At 38.4% G+C, this 21,748-nt stretch carries 20 protein-coding genes, 1 tRNA gene and 1 pseudogene; 12 read left to right on the plus strand and 10 right to left on the minus strand.

Annotation, left to right across the window (positions count from 1 at the left end):
- Nucleotides 1–63: 63 nt before the first annotated feature.
- From CA730_RS25875 to CA730_RS26190, 4 genes and pseudogenes are all read right to left on the minus strand, one after another.
- On the minus strand, nucleotides 64–300 hold the full coding sequence (locus tag CA730_RS25875; protein WP_231939931.1) for a hypothetical protein: 237 nt from the start codon (nucleotides 298–300) through the stop codon (nucleotides 64–66).
- A 105-nt stretch (nucleotides 301–405) separates the two neighbouring features.
- Nucleotides 406–723 carry a hypothetical protein gene (locus CA730_RS25880; protein WP_231939932.1) on the minus strand — a complete coding sequence of 106 codons (318 nt, stop codon included), beginning with the start codon at nucleotides 721–723 and terminating at the stop codon, nucleotides 406–408.
- Between the two features lie 7 nt (nucleotides 724–730).
- Complete coding sequence (locus CA730_RS23880) at nucleotides 731–1,903, minus strand: DNA cytosine methyltransferase (protein ID WP_096671140.1); 1,173 nt, start codon at nucleotides 1,901–1,903, stop codon at nucleotides 731–733.
- A gap of 18 nt (nucleotides 1,904–1,921) precedes the next feature.
- Nucleotides 1,922–2,110: pseudogene (locus CA730_RS26190) on the minus strand (restriction endonuclease); the annotation flags it as partial.
- Between the two features lie 361 nt (nucleotides 2,111–2,471).
- Between CA730_RS26190 and CA730_RS23890 the strand changes: the two are divergent.
- Nucleotides 2,472–3,806 (plus strand): calcium-binding protein, encoded by a 1,335-nt coding sequence (locus CA730_RS23890; RefSeq protein ID WP_096671142.1) that lies wholly within the window; start codon nucleotides 2,472–2,474, stop codon nucleotides 3,804–3,806.
- A gap of 119 nt (nucleotides 3,807–3,925) precedes the next feature.
- On the opposite strand, the gene aspS is transcribed toward CA730_RS23890, so the two are convergent.
- A complete protein-coding gene (gene aspS, locus CA730_RS23895; RefSeq protein WP_096671144.1) occupies nucleotides 3,926–5,713 on the minus strand; it encodes an aspartate--tRNA ligase in 1,788 nt (595 codons plus the stop codon).
- Between the two features lie 37 nt (nucleotides 5,714–5,750).
- Between aspS and CA730_RS24775 the strand changes: the two genes are divergently transcribed.
- From CA730_RS24775 to CA730_RS23905, 3 genes are all read left to right on the plus strand, one after another.
- Nucleotides 5,751–5,915, plus strand: coding sequence for a hypothetical protein (locus CA730_RS24775; protein ID WP_157750053.1), 165 nt, complete (start codon nucleotides 5,751–5,753; stop codon nucleotides 5,913–5,915).
- A gap of 171 nt (nucleotides 5,916–6,086) precedes the next feature.
- A complete protein-coding gene (locus tag CA730_RS23900) occupies nucleotides 6,087–6,464 on the plus strand; it encodes a hypothetical protein (RefSeq protein WP_096671146.1) in 378 nt (125 codons plus the stop codon).
- A gap of 10 nt (nucleotides 6,465–6,474) precedes the next feature.
- A complete protein-coding gene (locus CA730_RS23905) occupies nucleotides 6,475–7,815 on the plus strand; it encodes an ImmA/IrrE family metallo-endopeptidase (protein WP_096671148.1) in 1,341 nt (446 codons plus the stop codon).
- Between the two features lie 203 nt (nucleotides 7,816–8,018).
- On the opposite strand, the gene CA730_RS23910 is transcribed toward CA730_RS23905, so the two are convergent.
- From CA730_RS23910 to CA730_RS23920, 3 genes are all read right to left on the minus strand, one after another.
- Nucleotides 8,019–9,362 carry a TRAP transporter large permease gene (locus CA730_RS23910; protein WP_096671150.1) on the minus strand — a complete coding sequence of 448 codons (1,344 nt, stop codon included), beginning with the start codon at nucleotides 9,360–9,362 and terminating at the stop codon, nucleotides 8,019–8,021.
- Nucleotides 9,363–9,370: 8 nt separating this feature from the next.
- Nucleotides 9,371–9,994, minus strand: coding sequence for a TRAP transporter small permease subunit (locus CA730_RS23915; RefSeq protein WP_172891241.1), 624 nt, complete (start codon nucleotides 9,992–9,994; stop codon nucleotides 9,371–9,373).
- A 242-nt stretch (nucleotides 9,995–10,236) separates the two neighbouring features.
- Nucleotides 10,237–11,001: a Uma2 family endonuclease gene (locus CA730_RS23920; RefSeq protein WP_096671152.1), complete on the minus strand. Its 765-nt coding sequence runs from the start codon at nucleotides 10,999–11,001 to the stop codon at nucleotides 10,237–10,239.
- A gap of 262 nt (nucleotides 11,002–11,263) precedes the next feature.
- Here CA730_RS23920 and CA730_RS23925 point away from each other — a divergent pair, with 262 nt between their 5' ends.
- The 4 genes from CA730_RS23925 to CA730_RS25900 all read left to right on the plus strand — a co-directional run bounded on the left by CA730_RS23925 (nucleotide 11,264) and on the right by CA730_RS25900 (nucleotide 13,196).
- Entirely contained in the window at nucleotides 11,264–12,394 is a 1,131-nt protein-coding gene (locus tag CA730_RS23925; protein ID WP_096671154.1) for a TRAP transporter substrate-binding protein, read from the plus strand.
- Nucleotides 12,395–12,462: 68 nt separating this feature from the next.
- A complete protein-coding gene (locus CA730_RS25890) occupies nucleotides 12,463–12,621 on the plus strand; it encodes a hypothetical protein (protein WP_231939933.1) in 159 nt (52 codons plus the stop codon).
- A gap of 125 nt (nucleotides 12,622–12,746) precedes the next feature.
- Nucleotides 12,747–12,959: a type II toxin-antitoxin system VapC family toxin gene (locus CA730_RS25895; protein ID WP_231939934.1), complete on the plus strand. Its 213-nt coding sequence runs from the start codon at nucleotides 12,747–12,749 to the stop codon at nucleotides 12,957–12,959.
- A gap of 9 nt (nucleotides 12,960–12,968) precedes the next feature.
- Nucleotides 12,969–13,196, plus strand: a complete 228-nt coding sequence (locus tag CA730_RS25900) for a hypothetical protein (protein ID WP_231939935.1) — start codon at nucleotides 12,969–12,971, stop codon at nucleotides 13,194–13,196.
- A 103-nt stretch (nucleotides 13,197–13,299) separates the two neighbouring features.
- Here CA730_RS25900 and priA read toward each other — a convergent pair whose 3' ends face one another.
- The gene (priA, locus tag CA730_RS23940; protein WP_096671156.1) at nucleotides 13,300–15,768 is read right to left on the minus strand and encodes a primosomal protein N'; all 2,469 of its coding nucleotides are present in this window, start codon (nucleotides 15,766–15,768) and stop codon (nucleotides 13,300–13,302) included.
- 1,096 nt (nucleotides 15,769–16,864) lie between these two features.
- Between priA and CA730_RS23945 the strand changes: the two genes are divergently transcribed.
- Complete coding sequence (locus CA730_RS23945; RefSeq protein ID WP_096671158.1) at nucleotides 16,865–18,034, plus strand: RpoD/SigA family RNA polymerase sigma factor; 1,170 nt, start codon at nucleotides 16,865–16,867, stop codon at nucleotides 18,032–18,034.
- A 238-nt stretch (nucleotides 18,035–18,272) separates the two neighbouring features.
- Nucleotides 18,273–18,758 carry a GNAT family N-acetyltransferase gene (locus tag CA730_RS23950; RefSeq protein ID WP_096671160.1) on the plus strand — a complete coding sequence of 162 codons (486 nt, stop codon included), beginning with the start codon at nucleotides 18,273–18,275 and terminating at the stop codon, nucleotides 18,756–18,758.
- Nucleotides 18,759–18,937: 179 nt separating this feature from the next.
- On the opposite strand, the gene CA730_RS23955 is transcribed toward CA730_RS23950, so the two are convergent.
- Nucleotides 18,938–19,534 (minus strand): GNAT family N-acetyltransferase, encoded by a 597-nt coding sequence (locus CA730_RS23955; protein ID WP_096671162.1) that lies wholly within the window; start codon nucleotides 19,532–19,534, stop codon nucleotides 18,938–18,940.
- A 598-nt stretch (nucleotides 19,535–20,132) separates the two neighbouring features.
- Between CA730_RS23955 and CA730_RS23960 the strand changes: the two genes are divergently transcribed.
- Complete coding sequence (locus tag CA730_RS23960; protein WP_096671164.1) at nucleotides 20,133–21,299, plus strand: hypothetical protein; 1,167 nt, start codon at nucleotides 20,133–20,135, stop codon at nucleotides 21,297–21,299.
- Between the two features lie 50 nt (nucleotides 21,300–21,349).
- Nucleotides 21,350–21,420, plus strand: a tRNA-Gly gene (locus tag CA730_RS23965).
- The last annotated feature ends 328 nt before the right edge of the window (nucleotides 21,421–21,748 follow it).

Here is a 21,748-nt window from a genome sequence, read left to right on the forward strand (position 1 = left end):
GCTAATTCAGTACAGGGCGAACTATGTTTAGAATCAAATAACCCTGGTTTTCTCTTGAGATTTTTACACTAATAAATTTTCTATTCCTGTTGTCGTTCCTGCTGTGGAAACTTGGATAACTCTGCCATATTGTAACCGCCATTGTAAAGCGTTAGAAATTGTCAGGTAGCCTATTTCTGGAGGTGATTGTAAAATTTTTTCTGCCAGTGTTTCGCGTCCAATTTCATCCAAAGGAAAATTGCGTTCCTCTAAAAAAGCTACAATATCATCTTTATTGCCATTGCGGCGGATAATTTCCATTATTCCATAAGTAGTTTGATAATCTCCAGTTCTTTCCTTGGCTACAAAAACAACATTATTAAATTTTAAATTAGCAGTTAAAGAAGTATGCTCATCAATTTTTTCCTATGCAAATATTAATAAATTATATCCTAAACCATAGACTTTTTGACTGGCATTTCTAAACGGACAGGACGACTGAGGCTGTTTAATAGATGTTACTTTTAAATCTACTTCTAGTCCCGGAAAATCTATACCTAACGCAGCACTACCAAGGGTATATTCATATCTTGAAGATAAATATTGATTAAAAGTAGATTCAACATAAGTACCAACTGCTTTACCATCTGTAACCCCATACAGATTATGAATTTGTGTTACACTTAATTCTGAGCAAAAATTACGTGCTGCCGTTTTTAAAGATTCTAGTGTTAGTAATTCCATTTTGAAATTAAATAGCTAAACTTAACTGTTGCCAAGAAGATTTAGTAAATTCAATATTGCTTTTACCAATTCTTTGACATACCCATTCTACACAACTAGGGACAATTGCATTACCAAATAAAGAATATTGATCATAAATTCTAGCAACCCGACACCAATCATCAGGAAAACCCATCAATCTGGCATATTCAACATTAGTTAAACGCCGATATTTATCACCTATTTGATAACGTTCATAATGTCTGGATGTGGAAGCAGTTAAAGTTGATGCAATTCCATTAATTCCGAAAATTGTATACCCTAATCTTGCTCCTCCATCTTGATTATATAATAATTCCACACCTTGACAATAACGATTTACCGCTTTACTTTGCTTAATTCGTTCTAAAGTATCAGATGTAAAATCAAATTGAGCATCTACTATTAAATCATCTTGGAGAATATCTTTTAATTTTTGTCTAGGTTTGATATCTGGTAAATTAGGAAGATTCAAAGTTAACATTTTATTTTTATAAGCAATTCCCCAATTATAGTTATTGCCTTTATTTGCAACTATAGGCATCATATCTTTTTCTGTTAATATTTCTATATTTTGTAAATCAATTAAATCTGCTTGAGTTAAGAAAACAGATGTATTTTGTAAAAGTTGAGAATTTATATAAACTGAATTTAACTTAGTCCCAAAAATAAAAATCCTGTCTCTATTTTGAGGAATACCAAAGCTAATAGGACTAATGATTCTCCACTCTATAAAATAATCTAATTCAGAAAGTGCATTTAAAATCACCCGAAAATGATAACCATTTTCCATTGTTAAAAGTCTTTTGACATTTTCCAAGAAAAAATATTGAGGTTTTTTTTCATCTATAATTTCTACAATACGCTCAAATAAAGTGCCTCTAACACTATCTCTTACACCCAGTTTTTTACCAGCAGGACTAAATGGTTGACAAGGGAAACCAGCAGTTAAAATATCATGATTGGGTATATGTGATATAGGAATTTTGTTGATATCACCTAAAACTATAGAATCTTTACCAAAATTACTTTCATAAACTTGACAACTCAATTCATTGATATCATTAGCCCATACAGTTTCAATATTAGCATTTTCTAAGCCTAAACGAAATCCACCGATACCAGCAAATAATTCTATAGCTTTAAAATTGGTTGTTTTCATATATTAATTGTATATTGTTTACTCATCTGTAAAATAATCGGAATCTATTTTTTTAATTTCATAAATAGAAACTGTGGAAACACCCACATGATTATCAATCATTAATTGGGCTAGTTCTTGTCCATCTATTAACACAATTTTACTATCTATTATAGATACATATTCTCTAGCTTCTTGGGAAAATCTAGAAGTAGTGGTAAAAACACCTTTTCTTGCTCTCCCTTAAAGAATGTTCCTTACCATCACTTGCATATTGCAATAAAGGCAGCATAATAGCTTGAAAATCAGGAATAGTCATTTTCTACCAATAAAAAAATCAAGATATTAACTTTTATACCATACTAATAAAAATTCTAGTTAAAAATCTTACTCAAAACCAATAAATGTAAGAATTGTATTGAGTTCATGAATACAGTAAGGTTGAAAAAAAATCTGACATTTTCTTATCCGAATTCACCTTATTTCTGATTTAATATGTCATTTTGACGCAACAAATTTAGTCTGATTAGATAAGAGACAATATTATTAGAGGCAGAAAGGTTAAAACTAGTTAAATGGGAGAATAAAGGTGAAAAAATCTAATCATAAGGATAAAGGGAATGAGCCAATTCCTTCTAGGAAAATCCGAGCAGAGAAGCCTATTGATAGAAGTTCCCATGGGCTGGTGACAAATGATTTACTGCTTGCAAGCGTTTTTTCGCCGAGCGAAAGAATAAATGGATTTGAACAGAATGATTTAGGAGACATCTGGTGGCAAACATTCTTTGGTATTCCTAACGGTCAAAATCCTGGTCAGTTTGATGACAGTAGCGATCCAAATGGAGCGGCAGGTTCTAGTGACAAAGCCAGTTTAACCCGGATTGATTCCATCCAATTTCTGGCAGGTAAATTTACGACGGATCAACAGCCGCCAGGTCAACTGCCAATCACGGCAACTGCCGAGCGGACAATTAAGGTAGCGGGTGGATCTGTCTTCTTTTTCCCGACTTTGAATGCGGTATCTCCTGATGTGCCTCTGGGTGAGGATGGAGAGCCGATTCGTAATTCGGATGGAACTTTAGTGGGAGGTATTGGTACAGGTGGACCAACAGAAGGTGAGGTTAAAATAGAACTCGATACTCTTCTTGCTGGCATTAAGAATCTCAGTGCCTCTATAGATGGCGTTGAGATTCCTAACCTATTGAATTACAGACAGAAATCTGATCAGCCTTTTTCCTACACTTTACCTGAAGATAACATTTCAGACATCCCTGGAGGAGGAACTTTTGGTGGCGTGCTTGCTGACGGATATTGGGTGGGGATAGGCAACCTTTCTCCTGAAGATCATGTGATTAAATTCGGGGGGTCTGTTGAGTTTAATGCCGACAACCCAGGACCTGACTTTGTGGTGGATATCACTTACAACATTTCTTTCGATCTTAATGAGATAAAGGGTACAAATCGCAAAGATACTCTTTTCGGCACTAATGGATGGGACGAAATCAAAGGACTCAACGGCAATGATTACATTGTTGGACGAGAAGGCAATGACGCTCTTTATGGTGGGAATGGTCGTGATACTCTGATTGGAGTTAATCCTTATGCTTGCAATCCAGGATTAGGAGAAATTGACATCTTTTACGGCGGAAAAGGTCGAGACACTTTTGTACTAGGAAATTCTAGACAAGCATACTATCAAGGAAAAGGTTTACAAGACTACGCTCTGATTAAAGATTTCAACACTCAAGATATCATTCAACTTCATGGAAATCGTTGCTCCTATGAGTTAAGCGAAACCTATTCCCTTGGAGGCAAGAGTGGTACTAGCATTTTCCTAAAAGATACTTCTGAACTCATTGGATTTGTTGAGGGAGTAACTAGCTTGTGTTTAGCAAGTAATGACTTTAGCTTTGTTTGTTATTGACAACCACCGATACAGATAGCAATAAAAAGGGAAATAGGGGTTGAAAGTGCGCCTTTGCGTAAAAATTTAATCAAAATTAAACCCCTCTACTAAAACTTAGCAGAGGGAATAATCAAAGCTTACACCTTCGGTTTAAAAGTCGAAGCAACGTGTAACTCCTTCAATTGTTTTGCGTCTACATTTGCAGGAGCATCTGTTAACAAACAACGAGCTTGTTGAGTCTTAGGAAACGCAATTACATCACGAATTGATTCTTCTCCAGATAGTAACATTACCAAACGATCTACACCGTAAGCAATACCACCATGAGGAGGAGTACCATATTCAAAAGCTTCCAACAAAAAGCCAAATTTACTTTGTGCTTCTTCCGTTGATAAACCAATAGCTGAAAACACCTGTTCTTGAACTTCTCGCTGATAAATTCGCAGACTTCCACCACCAACTTCAAACCCATTGAAGACTAAATCATAAGCTTGAGCGCGGGCGGTTTTTAAATCGCTGATATCATCAGGATGAGGTGCGGTAAAAGGATGATGTAATGCTTCTAAACGTTTTTCATCTGCATTCCATTCAAACATGGGGAATTCTGTCACCCACAGGAAGTTAATTTTATCTTTTTCAATTAACTTAAATTCCTTAGCTACAAATTGACGAATTCTGTCTAAAGTTTTATTCACAGTGGACCTATCAGCAGCCGCAAATAATAACAAATGTCCAGCTTTTGCACCTGTTCTTGTTAAGATTTCCTGCTTTTGTTCCGGTGTCAAATTATCTTTAATTGCGCCAATGGTGTCAAGTTCACCATTTTCCCGAACGCGAATATAAGCTAATCCTTTTGCACCAGCTTCTGCGGCTTCTCGGAAAATATCGCCACCTGGTTTAATGCGAACATTAGAAATGGCATCGTTACCGTTAGGAATGGGGAGAATTTTAACAATACCACCGTTAGAAATTGCTTCTCGAAAAACTTTAAAACCGGAATCTTTTAAAACATCGGAAACATCAACTAATTCTAAACCGTAGCGGGTGTCAGGCTTATCGCTTCCGTAACGGTTCATAGCTTCCGCGTAGGGAAGACGAGGAAAAGGACGAGGTAAATCAATTCCTTTCACGGTTTTGAAAATATGACAAACTAACTTTTCGTTAAGTTCAATAATTTCATCTTCAGACATGAAACTCATTTCCATGTCTAATTGAGTAAACTCCGGTTGTCTGTCAGCACGTAAATCTTCATCCCGGAAACATCGCGCCACTTGATAGTATCTATCCATTCCCGATACCATCAATAATTGTTTGAAGAGTTGGGGAGATTGCGGTAAAGCAAACCATTCACCTTCATTAACGCGACTGGGAAGAATATAATCTCGCGCACCTTCGGGAGTTGAACGGGTGAGAATAGGGGTTTCGATTTCGATAAAACCTTCTAAGTCTTCCAGGTAGCGGCGCATGGCTTTGATGACTTGATGACGCAATTGCATATTTTGCGCCATGCGTTCCCGTCGTAAGTCCAAATAACGATATTTTAACCGCAAGTCTTCTCTAACTGTTTCCGTGTCTGCGGTGGAAACTTGGAAAGGTAATTGTTTGCGGACGGCGTTGAGCAGTTCTATTTTATCCGCATAGATTTCCACTTCGCCAGTGGGAAGTCGGGGATTTAGAGATTCTGGAGGACGTTGGGTGACTCTACCGGTGATTGCTACAACGTATTCATTGCGGAGAGCGTTAGCCTGTTCGTAGGAGTCTGGGGTGCGCTGGGGGTCGCTGACGATTTGGACAATACCAGAGCGATCGCGCAAGTCTAAGAATATCACACCACCGTGATCGCGGCGACGGTCTACCCATCCGTAAAAGGTAACAGTTTCACCAATATGTTCTTTTCGGAGTTCGCCGCAATAGTGAGTTCGCATAGTTGTTAGTTCTTTGGTTCCGGGCTAGGTTGGGTAAATGTCAAGGCTTTCCCATTATCTAGCATCAATAGTCATTGTAGTAGTTTTAGTTGAAGAAAAATCAGTTATTTTAGCCTTGACGGTGAGAAACCGCAGCTACACAGACAAAACCCATCTTTATGGGTTTCAAACCCTTAATTTTTCTTTGCTGTTTGAAAGTTAATTTCACCGCTTAGGGGTGTTATGAGGAAAATTTTTGTATAATCCATAGTTAGAGCGAGTTTAAAACTAAAAGCGCCGCGAGATAGCGACCGGATGACTGAAATGTGCTAGGGTTGAGCCAAGACTTTATTTTTATGAAAAAACGTAACGGCAATTCAACTCCAAACGCAAAATGCTTAATTTGGAAAAATGTGATTTTAAAGACCTTTCAAACCTTGCATCTCAAACGCAATATGGCGGAAATCCTGAACATAAAATGAATCCAGGTGATTTCAATCTTACGCCCCCTAGTTCTCCTAGATCCGGTAAGTCCCTTTGTGACTCTGTTAAGGTTTTCACCAGAAAGGAAGCTCTAGCTCTGCTGAGACAAGGCATTAAAAACGGATTAGTTAGTGACCGCTTTACAGGTTTGTGGCCAAAAAACGTTTGGTCTGTCATGGATGATGGAATTGCACTAGAAGCACAGCTTGAATTGCCTGAGCAAGGGTCGTATCATGGTTATCCTATGCAGAAAACAGATCCTTTCTATGAAGAGGTAATCAAGCAATGAAGGATTCGGAGTGAAAAAGCTAAATCTTAATTTTGACTGGTTGCCTAATGGTAATAATTCGCCCGAAATTCAGCAGACTATGGGTATGTTTAGTTTGCAAGCGGGAGAAATAAATCTGACTGAGAATGAGGATATTTGGACTCAAAAGATTTGCCCTACCGTTTTACTTTCTGCCTATCCCCTGGCATTATGGATGGCATCGTCATGGTGGAGATTACTTTTCGAGCCTCTTCCACCGGCAGGAATCAAACCTTCAGTTGATTGGAGAATGGCGCATGAACTAACTGCATCCAATCAAGGGTTTATTTGGCCGAGGGTCATATTCGCTTCAGATACTGAATCTATGCAAATATGGGCTACTCCATCACACCCTAGTGATAAACAGTCAGTTAGATACATAAATGGTCTTGAGCGCGCAGTCTCCGAAAACTTCCTTGAATTTGATAGCATAGCAGCAGCATTTATTGAGTCTGTTATATCCCGTCTTCATGAAACAGGAGTTTATGGCACATCTTTAGCTCACCTTTGGGAAGAAGTTCAGGAAGAACGATCTGACCCATATTCAACAATGTACTGTCGTCGTGAAGCAGAATTAGGCTATGATCCCGATGAATGTCCCGATGAGATCGTGAAAGATGCTCTGGATCTCGCTGAACGAGTTGGAAATGAAACGCTTTCTGAACTAGCTCCCACTTGCGGTAAAGAATCATCATCATCAGAAACCAAACCTTTCAGCGCAATTAAAGAACTCATTGAATCCACTGGACTCAAAGGAAAGCCCGTTAATTGGAGTAATTTGCCTGTAAATCAAGATACGGTAAAAGCGCCTTGGCAACGAGCCAAGGAAGTTGCATCTTTTGTACATAAGAAGATTGACAACGAAGAAAAACCTCTCACCAACAAGATCCTTTGCGATTTGCTTGGTCTACAGGAATCTGAATATGATGGCTGGCAGCCTCAAAAGCGACAACCCATCTCAGTTGCAGTTCCATTAGGGAACAATGGGTTTCACTATCATCCGAGAAAAAGCCATCCACTGGCCAAAAGATTTGAATTTGCCAGGCTTATTGGTGATTATTTGCTTTATGGCAACTGTGGGAAATCATGGCTTGCCAGCACTGACATCAGAACATCACGGCAAAAATATCAGCGGGCTTTTGCGGCCGAGTTTCTTTGTCCTCTCGATAGCTTACAGGCTTATTTAAATAACGACTACTCGGAGTCTGCGATAGAAGACGCATCCGAATATTTTATGGTAAGTCAACAAACAATCGAAACAATCCTTACCAATAATGGCTTAATTTTCTCCTCACACCGAGTGAATGATTTAGAACCTAGAATTCCCTATTAGCTTATTTTTAATAAGCGTATGTTAGCAGTTATATAGCAAGCAACTGCTGTAACACTGTGTTGCTCTTGATTAGCTATCAAATTGTTACTGACAAACACTGCGGTAAGCTCTACTGCCAATTTACGCCTGGGTAGGGGACTGAGTTCACCATTGAGATTCCAGTTCAGCAAACCATATTTTCAATAGTCACCCAAATCACTTTTTCAAACCCCAGTGGTTGCCGAAATATCAATTAACCAGCGAACTGTTTGCGGGAAAATAATCACAATTAACAAGACAATAAACTGTAAAACTATAAAAGGAATCGCACTTTTATGAATATCTAACGTACTCACTTCTTTAGGCGCAACACTTTGTAAATAAAACAAAGAAAATCCTACAGGTGGAGAAATAAACGCCGTTTGTAAATTCACTGCCATAACCACACCAAACCACACCATATCAATATTTAAAGCCTGTGCCGCTGGTACTAATAAAGGCATAGCAATAAAGCAAATTTCAATAAATTCTAAAAAAGCTCCTAAAATAAAAATCACGATATTACTAACAATTAAAAACCCCCAATATCCTCCGGGTAAACCTATTAATAAATTAGTAATCAGAGTTTTGCCACCTAAAGCATCAAACACCAAACTAAACATTGAAGAACAGAATAAAATCATCACCACTAAAGCAGTAATTACTGCCGTAGAATGAGCAGCATCACGAATTAATTGTGGTGTTAACCGTTTATTAAAAGCAGCCAAAATAGAAGCCCCAACAGCACCTACAGCCCCCGCTTCTGTGGGAGTTGCCACACCAAAGAATATACTACCTAACACCGCAAAAATTAAAATAATTGGGGGAACAACTGCTTTAAAAACTTGTTTAATTAATTGAGTACCTTCAGGAATTACGACATCATCTGGTATCATTGGCACTTTTTCCGGTTGAAAAAAAGCTAGTCCGATAATGTAGAGAATATAAGAACCAGATAACATTAATCCCGGAATTAATGCCCCTAAAAATAAATCTCCCACAGAAACACCAATTTGATCACTGAGAATCACTAAAACTAAACTTGGAGGAATTAACTGGGCTAAAGTACCAGAGGCAATAATTACTCCTGAAGCTAATTTTTTATCATAGCCATAGCGTAACATGAGCGGTAATGATAACATTCCCATGACAATTACTGTGGCGGCTACGACTCCAGTTGTGGCTGCTAAAACAGTTCCCACTAAAACAACTGCTAAAGCCAATCCGCCGCGAACACGACTTAACACAATGCCAATAGTTTCTAATAACTCTTCTGCTAATCCTGACTTTTCTAGAACTGCACCCAGAAACACAAAGAAGGGAATAGCAAGTAAAGTAAAGTTCGACATTGTGCCAAACCAACTATTAGGTAATAGGAGAAGACGCGCTGGATTAAAAGCCCCAACTGCTGTACCCATGAGTCCAAAAGCAATGGCTGTGCCGGCAAAGGAAAAAGCGACAGGAAAGCCACTCATGAGAATAAAGAAAAAGCCGACAAACATTAAAACTGCTAACCATTCAAAACCCATATTTTCCCCTACTCAATATTGATATTTTCTGAAGTTTCTAAACGAATTTGTTCTGCCACTTGGTGATAGCCTAGTAGTACGGCTAAATATTTAATTGCTTGAGAAATACTTTGTAAAAGCAGCAATAATAAAGCTACGGGAACCATAGTTTTAATTGGGGCGCGGGGTAAACCGTTAGCGTCAGAGGATATTTCCCAAGTTCCCCAACTACCATCACTTAATCTCCCCCAAGATTGTAAAACCGGATTGATTGTCACCCAAATACCGATTAAACAAAAGGGAATTAAAAATAAAACTGTTCCCATAAAATCAACTAAGGCGCGTTTTTTTTGACTCATATTAGTATAGAGAAAATCAACACGTACATTTTCCCCATGACGTAAAATATAAACAAAGCCGAATAAGAATGTGAGAGAAAATAAATACCATTGCAGTTCTAATAAGGCATTAGAAGACAATTGTACGCCAATGAAACGACCCATATAACGGGCGACAACATTGAAAAAACCGACTCCAATTGTCAATAAAACCAGCCAATTTGATAACCATCCCAATTTATCAGCACCATTGTCAATAAATTGGGAAAATCTTAATAGCTTACTGATGAAAGCAAATCTTTTTGAGTTACGCATAGAACATAATAAATTAAAGGCAAGACCTGACAATACAGTCAGCTAGGGAATAAATTCCCTGCCTAATAGCTCAAGTCTGTTAAAACAGACTCAGAAATTTCCCCAGTGTTTTTATCTCGTTATCTCGTTCCCAGTCTCTGACTGGGAATGACCTAATGGAGGCTATGCCTATTTTGTTATTGAAGGCAGAGCCTTCTGGAATTCATTCCCATACAGAGTATGGGAACGAGAAATTATTACTATTAATTAAGCAATTTTTCCACCTCCAAAATATCCAAATTTGTCAATTGTGCCACTTGTTCTACAGACATTCCATTCTGTAACAAATTAATGGCAACTTGTCTTAATTGCAATTCAGCTTTTTCTGCTCTTTGTTGTGTAATTCCTACCATTTCTTGAGAAGTGGGAAACAACTCACCATCCAAAGTTGCCCAACGTAACCAAGTCGCATCAACGCCTCTATAATTACCTTCCCAACGCACTAAAGCTAAATTTAAAACTTTGCTTACCAATTGATTTTTCTCATTTAGAGCAATCTGTTGATATGCACCACTATTCAGATCAAAACCTGCAAAATCATTGGGGTTAAACGGGTCATACCAAAAATATTCAGAAACCCGCATTTGATTTTGATAAATCAATTTTTTCTGATTTTTATCATTGTTAGCTGTGGTTTCTGAAAGTAATTCAATTACCACATCTGGGGGTTTTCCTTCTTCCCAAACTACCCAAGAAAGTCTTTCTGTTTTCGGCACACCTAAAACAGCAAAGAAATCTGGACCGCGAAAATCTTGATTTTTTAATTGTGCTAAACTGTAGTAGACAAACATATTGCCACCTACATATCCATCAGCCCTTTGATCTAACCAAGGCTGAATAGTATCAATTAGAACATCCATTTGTAATTTATGTCTTTGTGTCTCCATCGGGATACCATCATCACAAGGAAGTTCTGCCTGGGTGGGTGGCAGTTTAATGCTAGGTACAGCCAAAACAGTTTCTAACATAGCCGTTAAATTTAGTTAGAAATTACTTAATATTTTTATACTAATCTGAAATGATCAGCAATTGGCAAAATTATAAGAAATAATAAGTTTTAAGTGTATCAGCACCATAGAATCAAACTGTACAAGGAAAAGTAAACAAGTCTAAAACCTTTTTTCCCCGTGCCTAATCTCAACGAAAAATTTTAACATCAACCTACCCTGTAGTGGCTAAAATTTTACAGGATTATGATATTGTAGGTAAATCTTACTAATATTCATTTTTATGAAACGTCGAGCTATTGTTAACAGATTATCTCAAAGTGCGATCGCTGCCACCGGAGTCGCAATTGTTGGTGGTTGTCAAAAGGCTCAAAATCAAGCAGCTACAGGTCAAACAGACACCAGTAATCTACCGATAGTTAAATGGCAAATGGCTACAAGTTGGCCATTATCTTTAGAAACCATATTTGGCGGAGCGCAGGTTTTAGCGGAGCGCGTCAAATTTCTCACTAACGGTAAATTTATCATCGAACCCCGTGCGGCTGGAGAAATAGCCCCCGGTTTAGAAGTTCTCAATGTGGTTTCCCAAGGTGCAGTTCAAGCCGGACATACTGCTGCTTATTACTACATCGGTAAAAGTCTTGCTTTAGGATTTGGTACATCAGTACCATTTGGACTCAACGCCCAACAACAAAACGCTTGGTTATATGAAGGAGGAGGTTTAGCCAAACTTCAGGAAATTTACGCACGTAAATTCAATGTGATTCAATTTCCTGCGGGAAATACGGGGACACAAATGGGGGGATGGTTTCGTAACGAAGTCAAAACACTTAATGATCTCAAAGGCTTAAAAATGCGGATTCCCGGTTTAGGTGGGCAAGTTATGGCTAAATTGGGAGTAACGGTACAGACTCTTCCTGGGGGGGAAATCTTCCAAGCGCTACAAACAGGTGCTATTGACGCGGCTGAGTGGGTAGGACCCTACGATGATGAAAAATTGGGTTTAAATAAAGTCGCTAGATTTTATTATTATCCAGGTTGGTGGGAACCAGGTCCAACACTGGAAGTACAAGTTAATTTGGACGAATGGAAAAAGTTACCACCGCAATACCAAGCAGCTTTAGAAACCGCTGCATATCAGTCGAATACAACAATGTTAGCTCGTTATGATACCCGCAATAGTGAAGCATTAGAGAAACTATTAAATACGGGGGTTCAACTGCGTGCTTATAGTCAAGAAATTTTGGAAGCAGCGGAAAAAGCCTCTTTTGCTTTATATGATGAATTTGCGGATAAAGATGCTGATTTTAAAGCCGTTTATGAACAGTGGAAACCTTTTAGAGATCGGATGTATGCTTGGAATAATCTCAATGAAGGTAGTTTAACTCGTTATGCCTATGGGAAACTGAAATAATTAAGTCTGATAGCGTAGCGTAGCCATATCAGGATTTTGCTAGAATAGAATCTAAAATTGTCACATTTATGATGCTACAAACATGGCAACAATCTCATTTTGAAGAATTACAAAAAATCACTGAGACATTAGCTAAAATAACTAGACTTCCAGCAGAAGCAGTTAAACCTCATCTTGATGCGATGCTAGAACAATTAGTTAAAACTACAGAACTGCCATCTTATTAAAAAGTCTCAGATGAAGAATGGATTCAAGAACTAAATGAATGGAGTTCTAGCCATAATCCAAATATACCTCTTTTATCTGAATATGCTGTAAGTCGAGCAGGTATTTATGAAGATGAGCAACTTTAGTGGCATATTTAATTGATACGAATATTATATTGAGAATAGCACAGCCCAATCATCCAATGTGTGCAGAAGCTTTAAATGCACTTGCTATACTCCGAAAACAAAAAGAAGATTGCTATCTAACGCATCAAAACTTAATTGAATTTTGGCGTAGTGCTACCCGTCCTGCGGAAAGAAATGGATTAAGAATGAATTTATCCGAAGCTGAAGCATAACTAAAGCGATTGGAAAAATTATTCCCAATATTACCGGATATACCTGAAATTTACCCGGAATGGAAACGGATTGTGATTGAGTATGGTGTGATGGGTGTCAATATTCACGATGCGAGGCTAGTAGCAGTTATACTTGCTCATAGACTAACTCACATTTTAACTTTCAATATTAGCGACTTTAAACGCTATGGGAATAAAATTACCCCTGTACACCCAAATACCCTATTGGTAAAATAATCCTGTAAATCCTTAAATCCTGTACTTCGGCTATGGCTACGCCACGCAGGCTATCGCTCAGTAACCGTAAATCCTGATTCAGACAAGAATTTATTTTCCCCGACTACATGATATTAATGGGATCTACATCAATTGTTAAACTCACAGAAGCGGGGGAGAGCGATCGCACTTCTGGCCAATCTGGTAAATTAGGTAAAGCATCAGCAGCAAACTTGAGTAATATTTGCCAGCGATAACGGTTAGCTACTCGTAAAATACTAGCAGGTGCGGGTCCTAATATCTCAAACCCTTCTTTACTGCTTAAAAATGTAGCAATGATTTGGGCTGTATTTTGGACTTGAATCGGATCTAAACTACTTAACCGCAATAAAATTAATCTCCCATAAGGAGGATAATTCAGAGCTTGTCTTTGTGCTAACTCTGCATCAGCAAAAGATTGATAATCGTGCTTTTGTACCGCTTCAATAATCGGATGTTCTGGAGTGTAAGTTTGGACAATTACCCTACCTGGATCATCCCCTCTTCCCGCCCTTCCCGCAACTTGGGTCAGAGTTTGAAATGTACGTTCATTAGCGCGATAATCAGATAAATGCAATAATCCATCCGCAGCGACTACACCCACAAGGGTAACTTGGGGTAAATCTAACCCTTTAGTTAACATTTGTGTACCTACTAATAAATGCGCTTCACCATTAGCAAATCTAGTTAGGAGTTCACGGTGCGAACCTTTCTTTGTAGTTGTGTCGCTATCAAAGCGAATTATTTTCAAATTGGGAAATTGTTTAGTTAATTCCTGCGCTACCCGTTGAGTACCACTTCCGAAAAACTTTAAATAAGGGGAACTACATTCAGGACAATGGGGAGGATGTAAACGCCCATAATTACAATAATGACAACGCAATAATTCCGGCGCTCCTGCTTCCACATGATGATAAGCTAGGGAAACATCACAATGGGGACATTCCAACACATAACCACAACTGCGACAAGAAACAAAGGTACTATGTCCTCGTCGGTGAATAAATAAAATCCCCTGTTGTTGTCTTTCTTCCAATTGTTGCAGTGCATTTTGCAACTTTCTACTAAAAATAGACCGATTTCCCTCTTTTAACTCTTGACGCATATCCACAATTTCCACAGGTGGTAATGGACGGGAGTTAATCCGTTCTGGTAATGATAAATATTGATGATTTCTACTTACCCAACTTTCTAAAGAAGGAGTCGCAGAACCTAAAATGAGGGGACAATGTTCTAATTCGGCTCGCCATTGAGCGACAGTGCGGGCGTGGTAGGTGGGAATAGGAGAATCTTGTTTAAAGCTACTATCGTGTTCTTCATCCAGGATAATTAAGCCTAGATTGGGTAAAGGAGCAAAAATGGCGCTGCGAGTCCCGATAATGATTTGCGGTTCTCCTGTGAGCATTTGTCGCCAAGTATCGTAACGTTCACCGTCGGAAAGGGCGCTGTGATAAACGTGGACTTTGTTTCCAAATCTAGCGCGGAATCTGTCTGTGAGTTGGGGTGTAAGTCCGATTTCGGGAACTAAAACCAGGGCGGATTTTCCTTGTGCGAGTAATGGTGATATGGCTTGTAAGTATACTTCTGTTTTTCCTGAACCTGTCACCCCATGCAACAATACTTGAGCAAATCCAGTTAAGGAATTAATCGTTTCTAAGGCGTGATTTTGGGCTGGTGTCAATGATTTCGCCCAATCTCCGGCTACTGTGGGTCCTTGTTCTCTGCGTAATATTTCTCTGTCTTCAATGACTATATAGCCTTTATCTACTAAGGCTTTAAGTGTAGAAGTGCTGGTAGCGCAAAGTTGTAATAATTCACTTTGCCACATTTCTCCGCCTTGTCGCCGTAAAACTTCGACAATTTCTTTTTGACGGGTTGTTAAATCGTCATCATGATTATCCAGAAGTGTGACAGCTTTTTGTAATTTAGGTTGGGTGAGTCGTGGTGGTTCTAAATAGTTTTCTGCTAATCCCAAACGGATTAATTCCCGAATACCTCTATATGCAGCTTTAACTTTTTGTTGAATGTAGTGATAACTATAGTCTGCTGTTGGCGTTTTTTGTAAAAGTGTGATTACTTGCTGGGCTGTAGGGCTAATGTAAATAGAAAGATTTTCTCTACCCAAGGGAGTTAACCGCAAACGACGTTGTGATCTTCCTAATAATCCCGGTGGTAAAGCGACGCGAATAACTTGAATTAGAGGTGTATAGTAATAAGCTGCAACTCGGTTAAGTAATATCCAATAACCAGCAGGGAAAAACCCTTCACTAACCACATCTTCAACTTCTCGAATTTTTTCTAAGGGAATATCTAGATTAGGTTGAGTTAATAAGCGGATAGCGATCGCACCTATCTGTGTTGAACCAAAGGGAACACTTAAAATATCCCCTGGTTTAACTTCTAACTGTTCCGGTATTTGATAGGTAAATAAATCTGAACATCCTGGACAATCTACAAGCACTTCCACCCATTGAGACAACCTTGTTTGAGATTGATATAATCCTCCTGGTTCAGATACGGCTCTAACCGATGAATTTACACTAATACTATACATAACTTTTCAATTTATAAACAAATATTCTATTTACAGACTTGGTTAATTCTATCCAAGCTTACTTAACTATATCCTTTGATATTACCTGCTGTAAATAGTATTTTACAATACTTCAATTACTCATAATACTTGATAATCTGGAATTTATGTAATCTACCAGACAAATTATCTCCTAGCATCCGAGTAATAAATAGTTAAAAATTGATTTACATACTTGTGTTATAAATCTACCAACTCTATCTTCATAAATACCTTCAGAGAATGAGTAATTATGAGTAATAGGTAATGAGCAAGAATTCAAAACCCAGAATAAATCTGAGGTAAAACTGTTAGACCAATTCTTATCCAATAAGTATTCTAACTATTAAATACCCATGCTATCCATATCCGCGAATTAAGTGTGGAATTATTATTTCTAACTTCTTACGTGATTGTGTTATTAATTAAAACTCATTTTGAACTACGAACTAAGGCATAGAGCTTTTCCACCCATTGATAGATATTAAATATTTTTTCAATATGCGATGCTTTTAAACGATAAATATTATCCGGATTGTGAGTTTCTATTTTTGTATTTTGGATTATTTAGTAAATTTTCGTAGAAATAACTCTAGTAACAAAATGGTTATTTATCCAATTACTCTCATGATCCAAGCCGGACAAACATAGAAACTTTGCAAAAAATACACAAAAATTTAATATATAGCTTTCCTGGCTTATTGGTGGAGGTGCTAAACAGACAGCAGGCAACAAGCAATAGATTTTTTCACAGATCATTTAGGATGGATATATAGGAGTGTTTATCTACATTTTGGATATTTGTTAAAGTGAGTATCAGGGGTTTGACATATTTGCTAATTAAGAAAAGAATGAAGAATATGCCAATATATCTTCAAAAAAAAGATAGTTTTTTGTGGGTGCTAAAACCAGTAATGATCATAGGTTGTATCTAGCCAGAGCTAAAAATAATGGACAAATACTGATTTACCTTCCAGATGAGGAATGATCAAAAAGAGAGTCTTTTGCTAGAGAAGAAGGATGTATTTGTCCTGAAGGGAAAACTACCCAGTCTGAAACAGGCTGTTGTGATTAAATTATGTACCAAACAAAGCAACCATCCCTAAAGGAAACTATGAATCTTGCTGAATTGGGAACAATGGAAATACTAGAGAATATTACTGATCATGAAGAACCATCAATTGAGAGTTTAGATCAAGTAGTATATGAAGATACTGCAATTGTCGAAAACTTGGAATTAGAAGAACGCAATGGCGATGACATGGCCGCAGCCCGTCCTTCGGGATATAATAAAACCGAAAATGATGATGCTGTAGGCGCATTTTTTAAGGAAATGGCACGTTATCCACTACTCAAACCTGATGAAGAAGTGGAATTAGCCAGACGAGTGAGATTTTTGGAAGAAGTCAAAGAATTGCAAGCAGCATTGGAATTGCAACTAGGAGCGCACCCTAGTAAAGTTCAGGTGGCTTTGCAGTTGGAGATTACAGAAAAACAACTGGAAAGCCGCTTATATCAAGGTAGAGTCGCCAAGCGAAAAATGATTCGCTCCAATCTCCGGTTAGTTGTATCTATTGCTAAACGATATTTAAATCGTGGTGTCCCTTTTCTCGATTTGATTCAGGAAGGAGCAATGGGTTTGAACCGCGCTTCTGAAAAATTTGATCCCGATAAAGGATATAAGTTTTCTACTTATGCTTATTGGTGGATTAGACAAGCAATTACCAGAGCGATCGCTAATGATGCCCGAACTATTCGCTTACCAATCCATATTGTTGAGAAACTTAATAAACTAAAAAAAGCCCAACGGGAACTCAAACAAAAACTCTCTCGTAACCCAACAGAAGCCGAAATGGCTGAATCTTTGGAAATTACGGTTCACCAACTGCGTCAACTTCAACAACTCCGACGACAAGCACTTTCCCTTAACCACCGTGTCGGTAAAGAAGAAGACACAGAATTAATGGACTTGCTAGAAGATGAAGACAACCAGTCTCCCGAAGCAAAAATGAACGAAAACATGATGCGTCAGGAAATTTGGGAAGTTCTAGGAGACGTACTCACCCCACGAGAAAAAGATGTCATTTCCCTCCGCTATGGACTTACCAGCAGCGAACCCTGCACCCTAGAAGAGGTAGGTAATATGTTTAACCTTTCCCGTGAACGAGTTCGCCAAATCCAAAGTAAAGCCATGCGAAAGTTACGTCGCCCCCACATAGCCAAACGCCTAAAAGGCTGGTTGGTATAAGTTATTAGTCAGTTGTCATTAGTCAGTTGTTAGTTGTTAGTTGTGGCGTTGCTGAATTGAGGTATGAAATTCCCAAATTGAATCTTTAAAACTCAAACCTCAGTGCGTCTTTGCGCCTTTGCGTGAGACTAAAATTCATACCCTTAATCAGCAACACTTTAGTTGTCAGTTGTTAAAAAATTAGACCTCTTAAGTATAAACTGTGAACTAATGACTAATGACCAATGACCAATGACCAATGACTAATTTAATCATCCGTTTTGCCCAACCCAGTGATTCTCATACCCTATTTGCATTAATTCAAGGACTTGCAAAATATGAAAAACTATCCGATGCTGTGATTGGTAATGCTGAAGCCCTCAAATATCATTTATTCGGTTCACCAAAATATATAGACGCAATCTTAGCTGAATCCCAAGGTCAAGCTGTAGGTTTTGCCATATTTTTTCATAATTATTCAACATTTCTCACCAAGCCAGGACTTTACCTCGAAGATATCTTTGTTTTGCCAGAATATCGCCGCCAAGGTATTGGTAAAGCACTTTTGGCAAAGGTAGCCCAAATAGCTTTAGAAAGGGATTGTGGGCGCTTAGAGTGGAGCGTTTTAGATTGGAATGTGTCAGCCCAAGCATTTTACCAGGACATGGGCGCAAATATTTTAGATGATTGGCGGATTTGTCGGGTAACTGAAAAGGATATTGCCCGACTAGCAAATCAAAAATGAAGTTTAAAATGTCAATACTATTGCCAATTTTCCCAAATATGTCTGAAACCCAACAAAATCCTTGATAATGTTGGGTTATGAGTCGCTCAACCCAACCTACATTTCCTTAACCGACAAGTATTGGACGGGGTAGCGTCCCCGTGCCTACTTTCTTCTGCCTTCCTTCTCTCCGACTCCTCCTATATACGTTTATGCAGTAATATCTGACGTGAGCGATTAAGGAAAAGTGCACCCCAGGGAGATTCAATCTTATGTACGCGATATGCCAACTTAAAATAAAGCTGACGGGCATGATGATTATGTTCCAAAACGTGGAGATATAAGTCTTGAAATCCCCATTCCTGGGAAATTTGCTCACAGCGAATCAATAAACTAGAGCCTACACCCAGTCTACGGCAACCTGGATCAACAGCTAAATTAGATATATAAGGGAAACCCGGATTTACACCAATCCAAGGATCATTACCCCTAATACTCATTTCTATAGTTCCCATAATTTTCTGATCTTCAGTAGCAGTATCAACAGCAACTAAACAAATATGATTGGGTGTGGGAGACTTGAGCCGATGCCTTAGATCCTCATAAATACCTATACGAAACAAAGGGAAAGTCCAACCCCACAAACCTTCTTGGGAGTGAAAGCTTTCAGCCACAATTTGGGCAATACTTATTAAATCATCAGGTGTGGCTACGCGAATTTGGAGTTGTCCAATAGTTAGAGTAGCAGTTTCTGGGTTTACTCGGGGTTGGGTAGGGTTAAAAAACCAGGATTTCAAAGCTAGTTAGGGATTAATTTGATTGATTGCACGAATAAGGTTGAAAGCTTTTTGGTGGCTGTTAATCCAGTTTTTTCAGTTCACCTACTTAGTTAGAATAGCTTATCATTAACGTTGAGGATTTTAGATTGGCGAAAGCGTTGCGTACGCAGCGCAGCGAGTATTTTTGATTAATTCCGGCCTCAAGGGGCGGGGCTTGTACCGAAAATTCCCAATCCAAAATCTTGACTTTCATGGTGACATCAGAACCCATAAAATAATTTATAGCAGGAGTCAGGAGTTACAGCAAATTGTCATCAAACCCGGAACAAGAACCCCAACCCCAACCCCCTCCCTGCAAACAATGAGGGGCTAAGATGTACCTTATATGATTGGAAATCGCTGTAAGAGTCTCTTAGCATAACGCTTTTACTGTAGATTCTGTATCTTATTCAAGTGCATACCGCTATATTTGGTATCAGGGTGTGGAAAAGAAGAATACAGTCGTACCGTAGGGACTGCGCCCAAAACGTCTAGAACTTTACAAAAATAAAATTCTGATAGCAAAAGTTATCCTTCCCCAATTCCTTCTTTAAGAATATTCAAGTTTTGAATTAACATGATACCAACGTTAACAAATAATCCTTTAAATGACAGTTCAATTACATCTCAACCATTCAGACTACATCATCATAGTGATCCATCTTGGTTATGGACTGTTGTATGTATTGGTTCTGTCTCTCTTCATTTGTTAGTATTTTGGTTAATGCGTTCATCTAATGAATTTCAAGCTTGGTTTCCCCAATCTGACAAAGGTTCGATTCCCATTGATTTTATTGAAATTGCTTCCGAACCAAAATCAACAATTAAACCCCAATCAACAACTTCAAAAATTAACCCCCAATCTTCTTTTTCACCTTCACCAAAATCAGCACCTATTATACCCAGCAATCAAAATGATGGTGAGATAACTTCTAAAATTAATTTACCAGAACAAGATAAAACTCAAAAGCCTGAAGTTGAAAAAACTGAAATTAGAAAACCCGAAGTTGAAAAAAAAGAAGTTAGAAAATCTGAAGTTGAAAAACCTGAAGTTAGAAACTCTGAAGTTAAAAAACCCGAACCTGAAAAAACTGAACCTGAAAAAACTGAACCTGAAAAACCACGAGTTAGACAACAATTCTATCCCACAAACCCAATACCAGAAGCAAGACCAGAAGCAACATCAAGAATTCCAGACAGTGAACTTCCCTGGAATCGTCGTCCAGAATTGAAACTAGGTGAAGGAACTCTCCTTCCCCAAGACATTCCCAATGATTCCCCAACCCCCACAGCAGAACCTTCCGCAAATCCCAACCCAGGATCGTCCCCAACCACCAATAGAGGGGGTGCTATAGCTACCGTCAGTCCTATACTCAAACAAGAGGTTAGTGAATTAATACAACAAAAACAACTCATAACCGATGCTTTACCAGACGTACTGCCTGAATACAAAGGAACTACAGAAAAAGAATTAGAGGCTAGTATACTTCCCAGCGACGAGGATCTCAAACCAGCAAATATACTGGCTAGTTTAGTAATTGATAAAAATGGACAATTCCAACAAGCTATAATCATCACGATTGAACCAGCCGCACTCCGTAGCCAAGCAAATATTTATGAACAAGCACTTAATCAGATATTTGCACAAGACAGTTTTCTTGCTGCTTATAATCAAGACGGAACAAAACCCGATTTAAGCAATTTATATATTCGTCTCAAAATTAAACCCATAAATTCTCCATAACTACTTGCAATTTTATAAAAGCTATGTTATCTTAATTAAATCACAAGCACGCGGGTGTAGTTTAGTGGTAAAACTCCAGCCTTCCAAGCTGATCATGCGGGTTCGATTCCCGCCACCCGCTTTTTAAGAAGAAAAACAGGTCTGCCGCTTTCTTTATAAGGGAAATGCCGAAAACCCTTGAAGATGTAGCTTCCTAAGTCAGCTACATCTGTGCTTGAGACAAGGGATGAAGGCTAGAGGCAGGATTTATCCTGCATTGATTTTAATCCATATTCGTGATACAACTATATTGTCACTAAAGACGTAAAAAGCTACCGAGGGACTCTCGGAAAGTTACGCTTGTCAGATATGATTTCGCCCGCCAGGTCCAAGGAAATCAGGGCAAGAACCCAAATATTTAAGGCAGTGCCTGAAACTGGGATAACTGAGGGATATAGACTGAAACTCTC

This window comes from Dolichospermum compactum NIES-806, assembly GCF_002368115.1.
In the GTDB taxonomy this organism is placed as follows: domain Bacteria; phylum Cyanobacteriota; class Cyanobacteriia; order Cyanobacteriales; family Nostocaceae; genus Dolichospermum; species Dolichospermum compactum.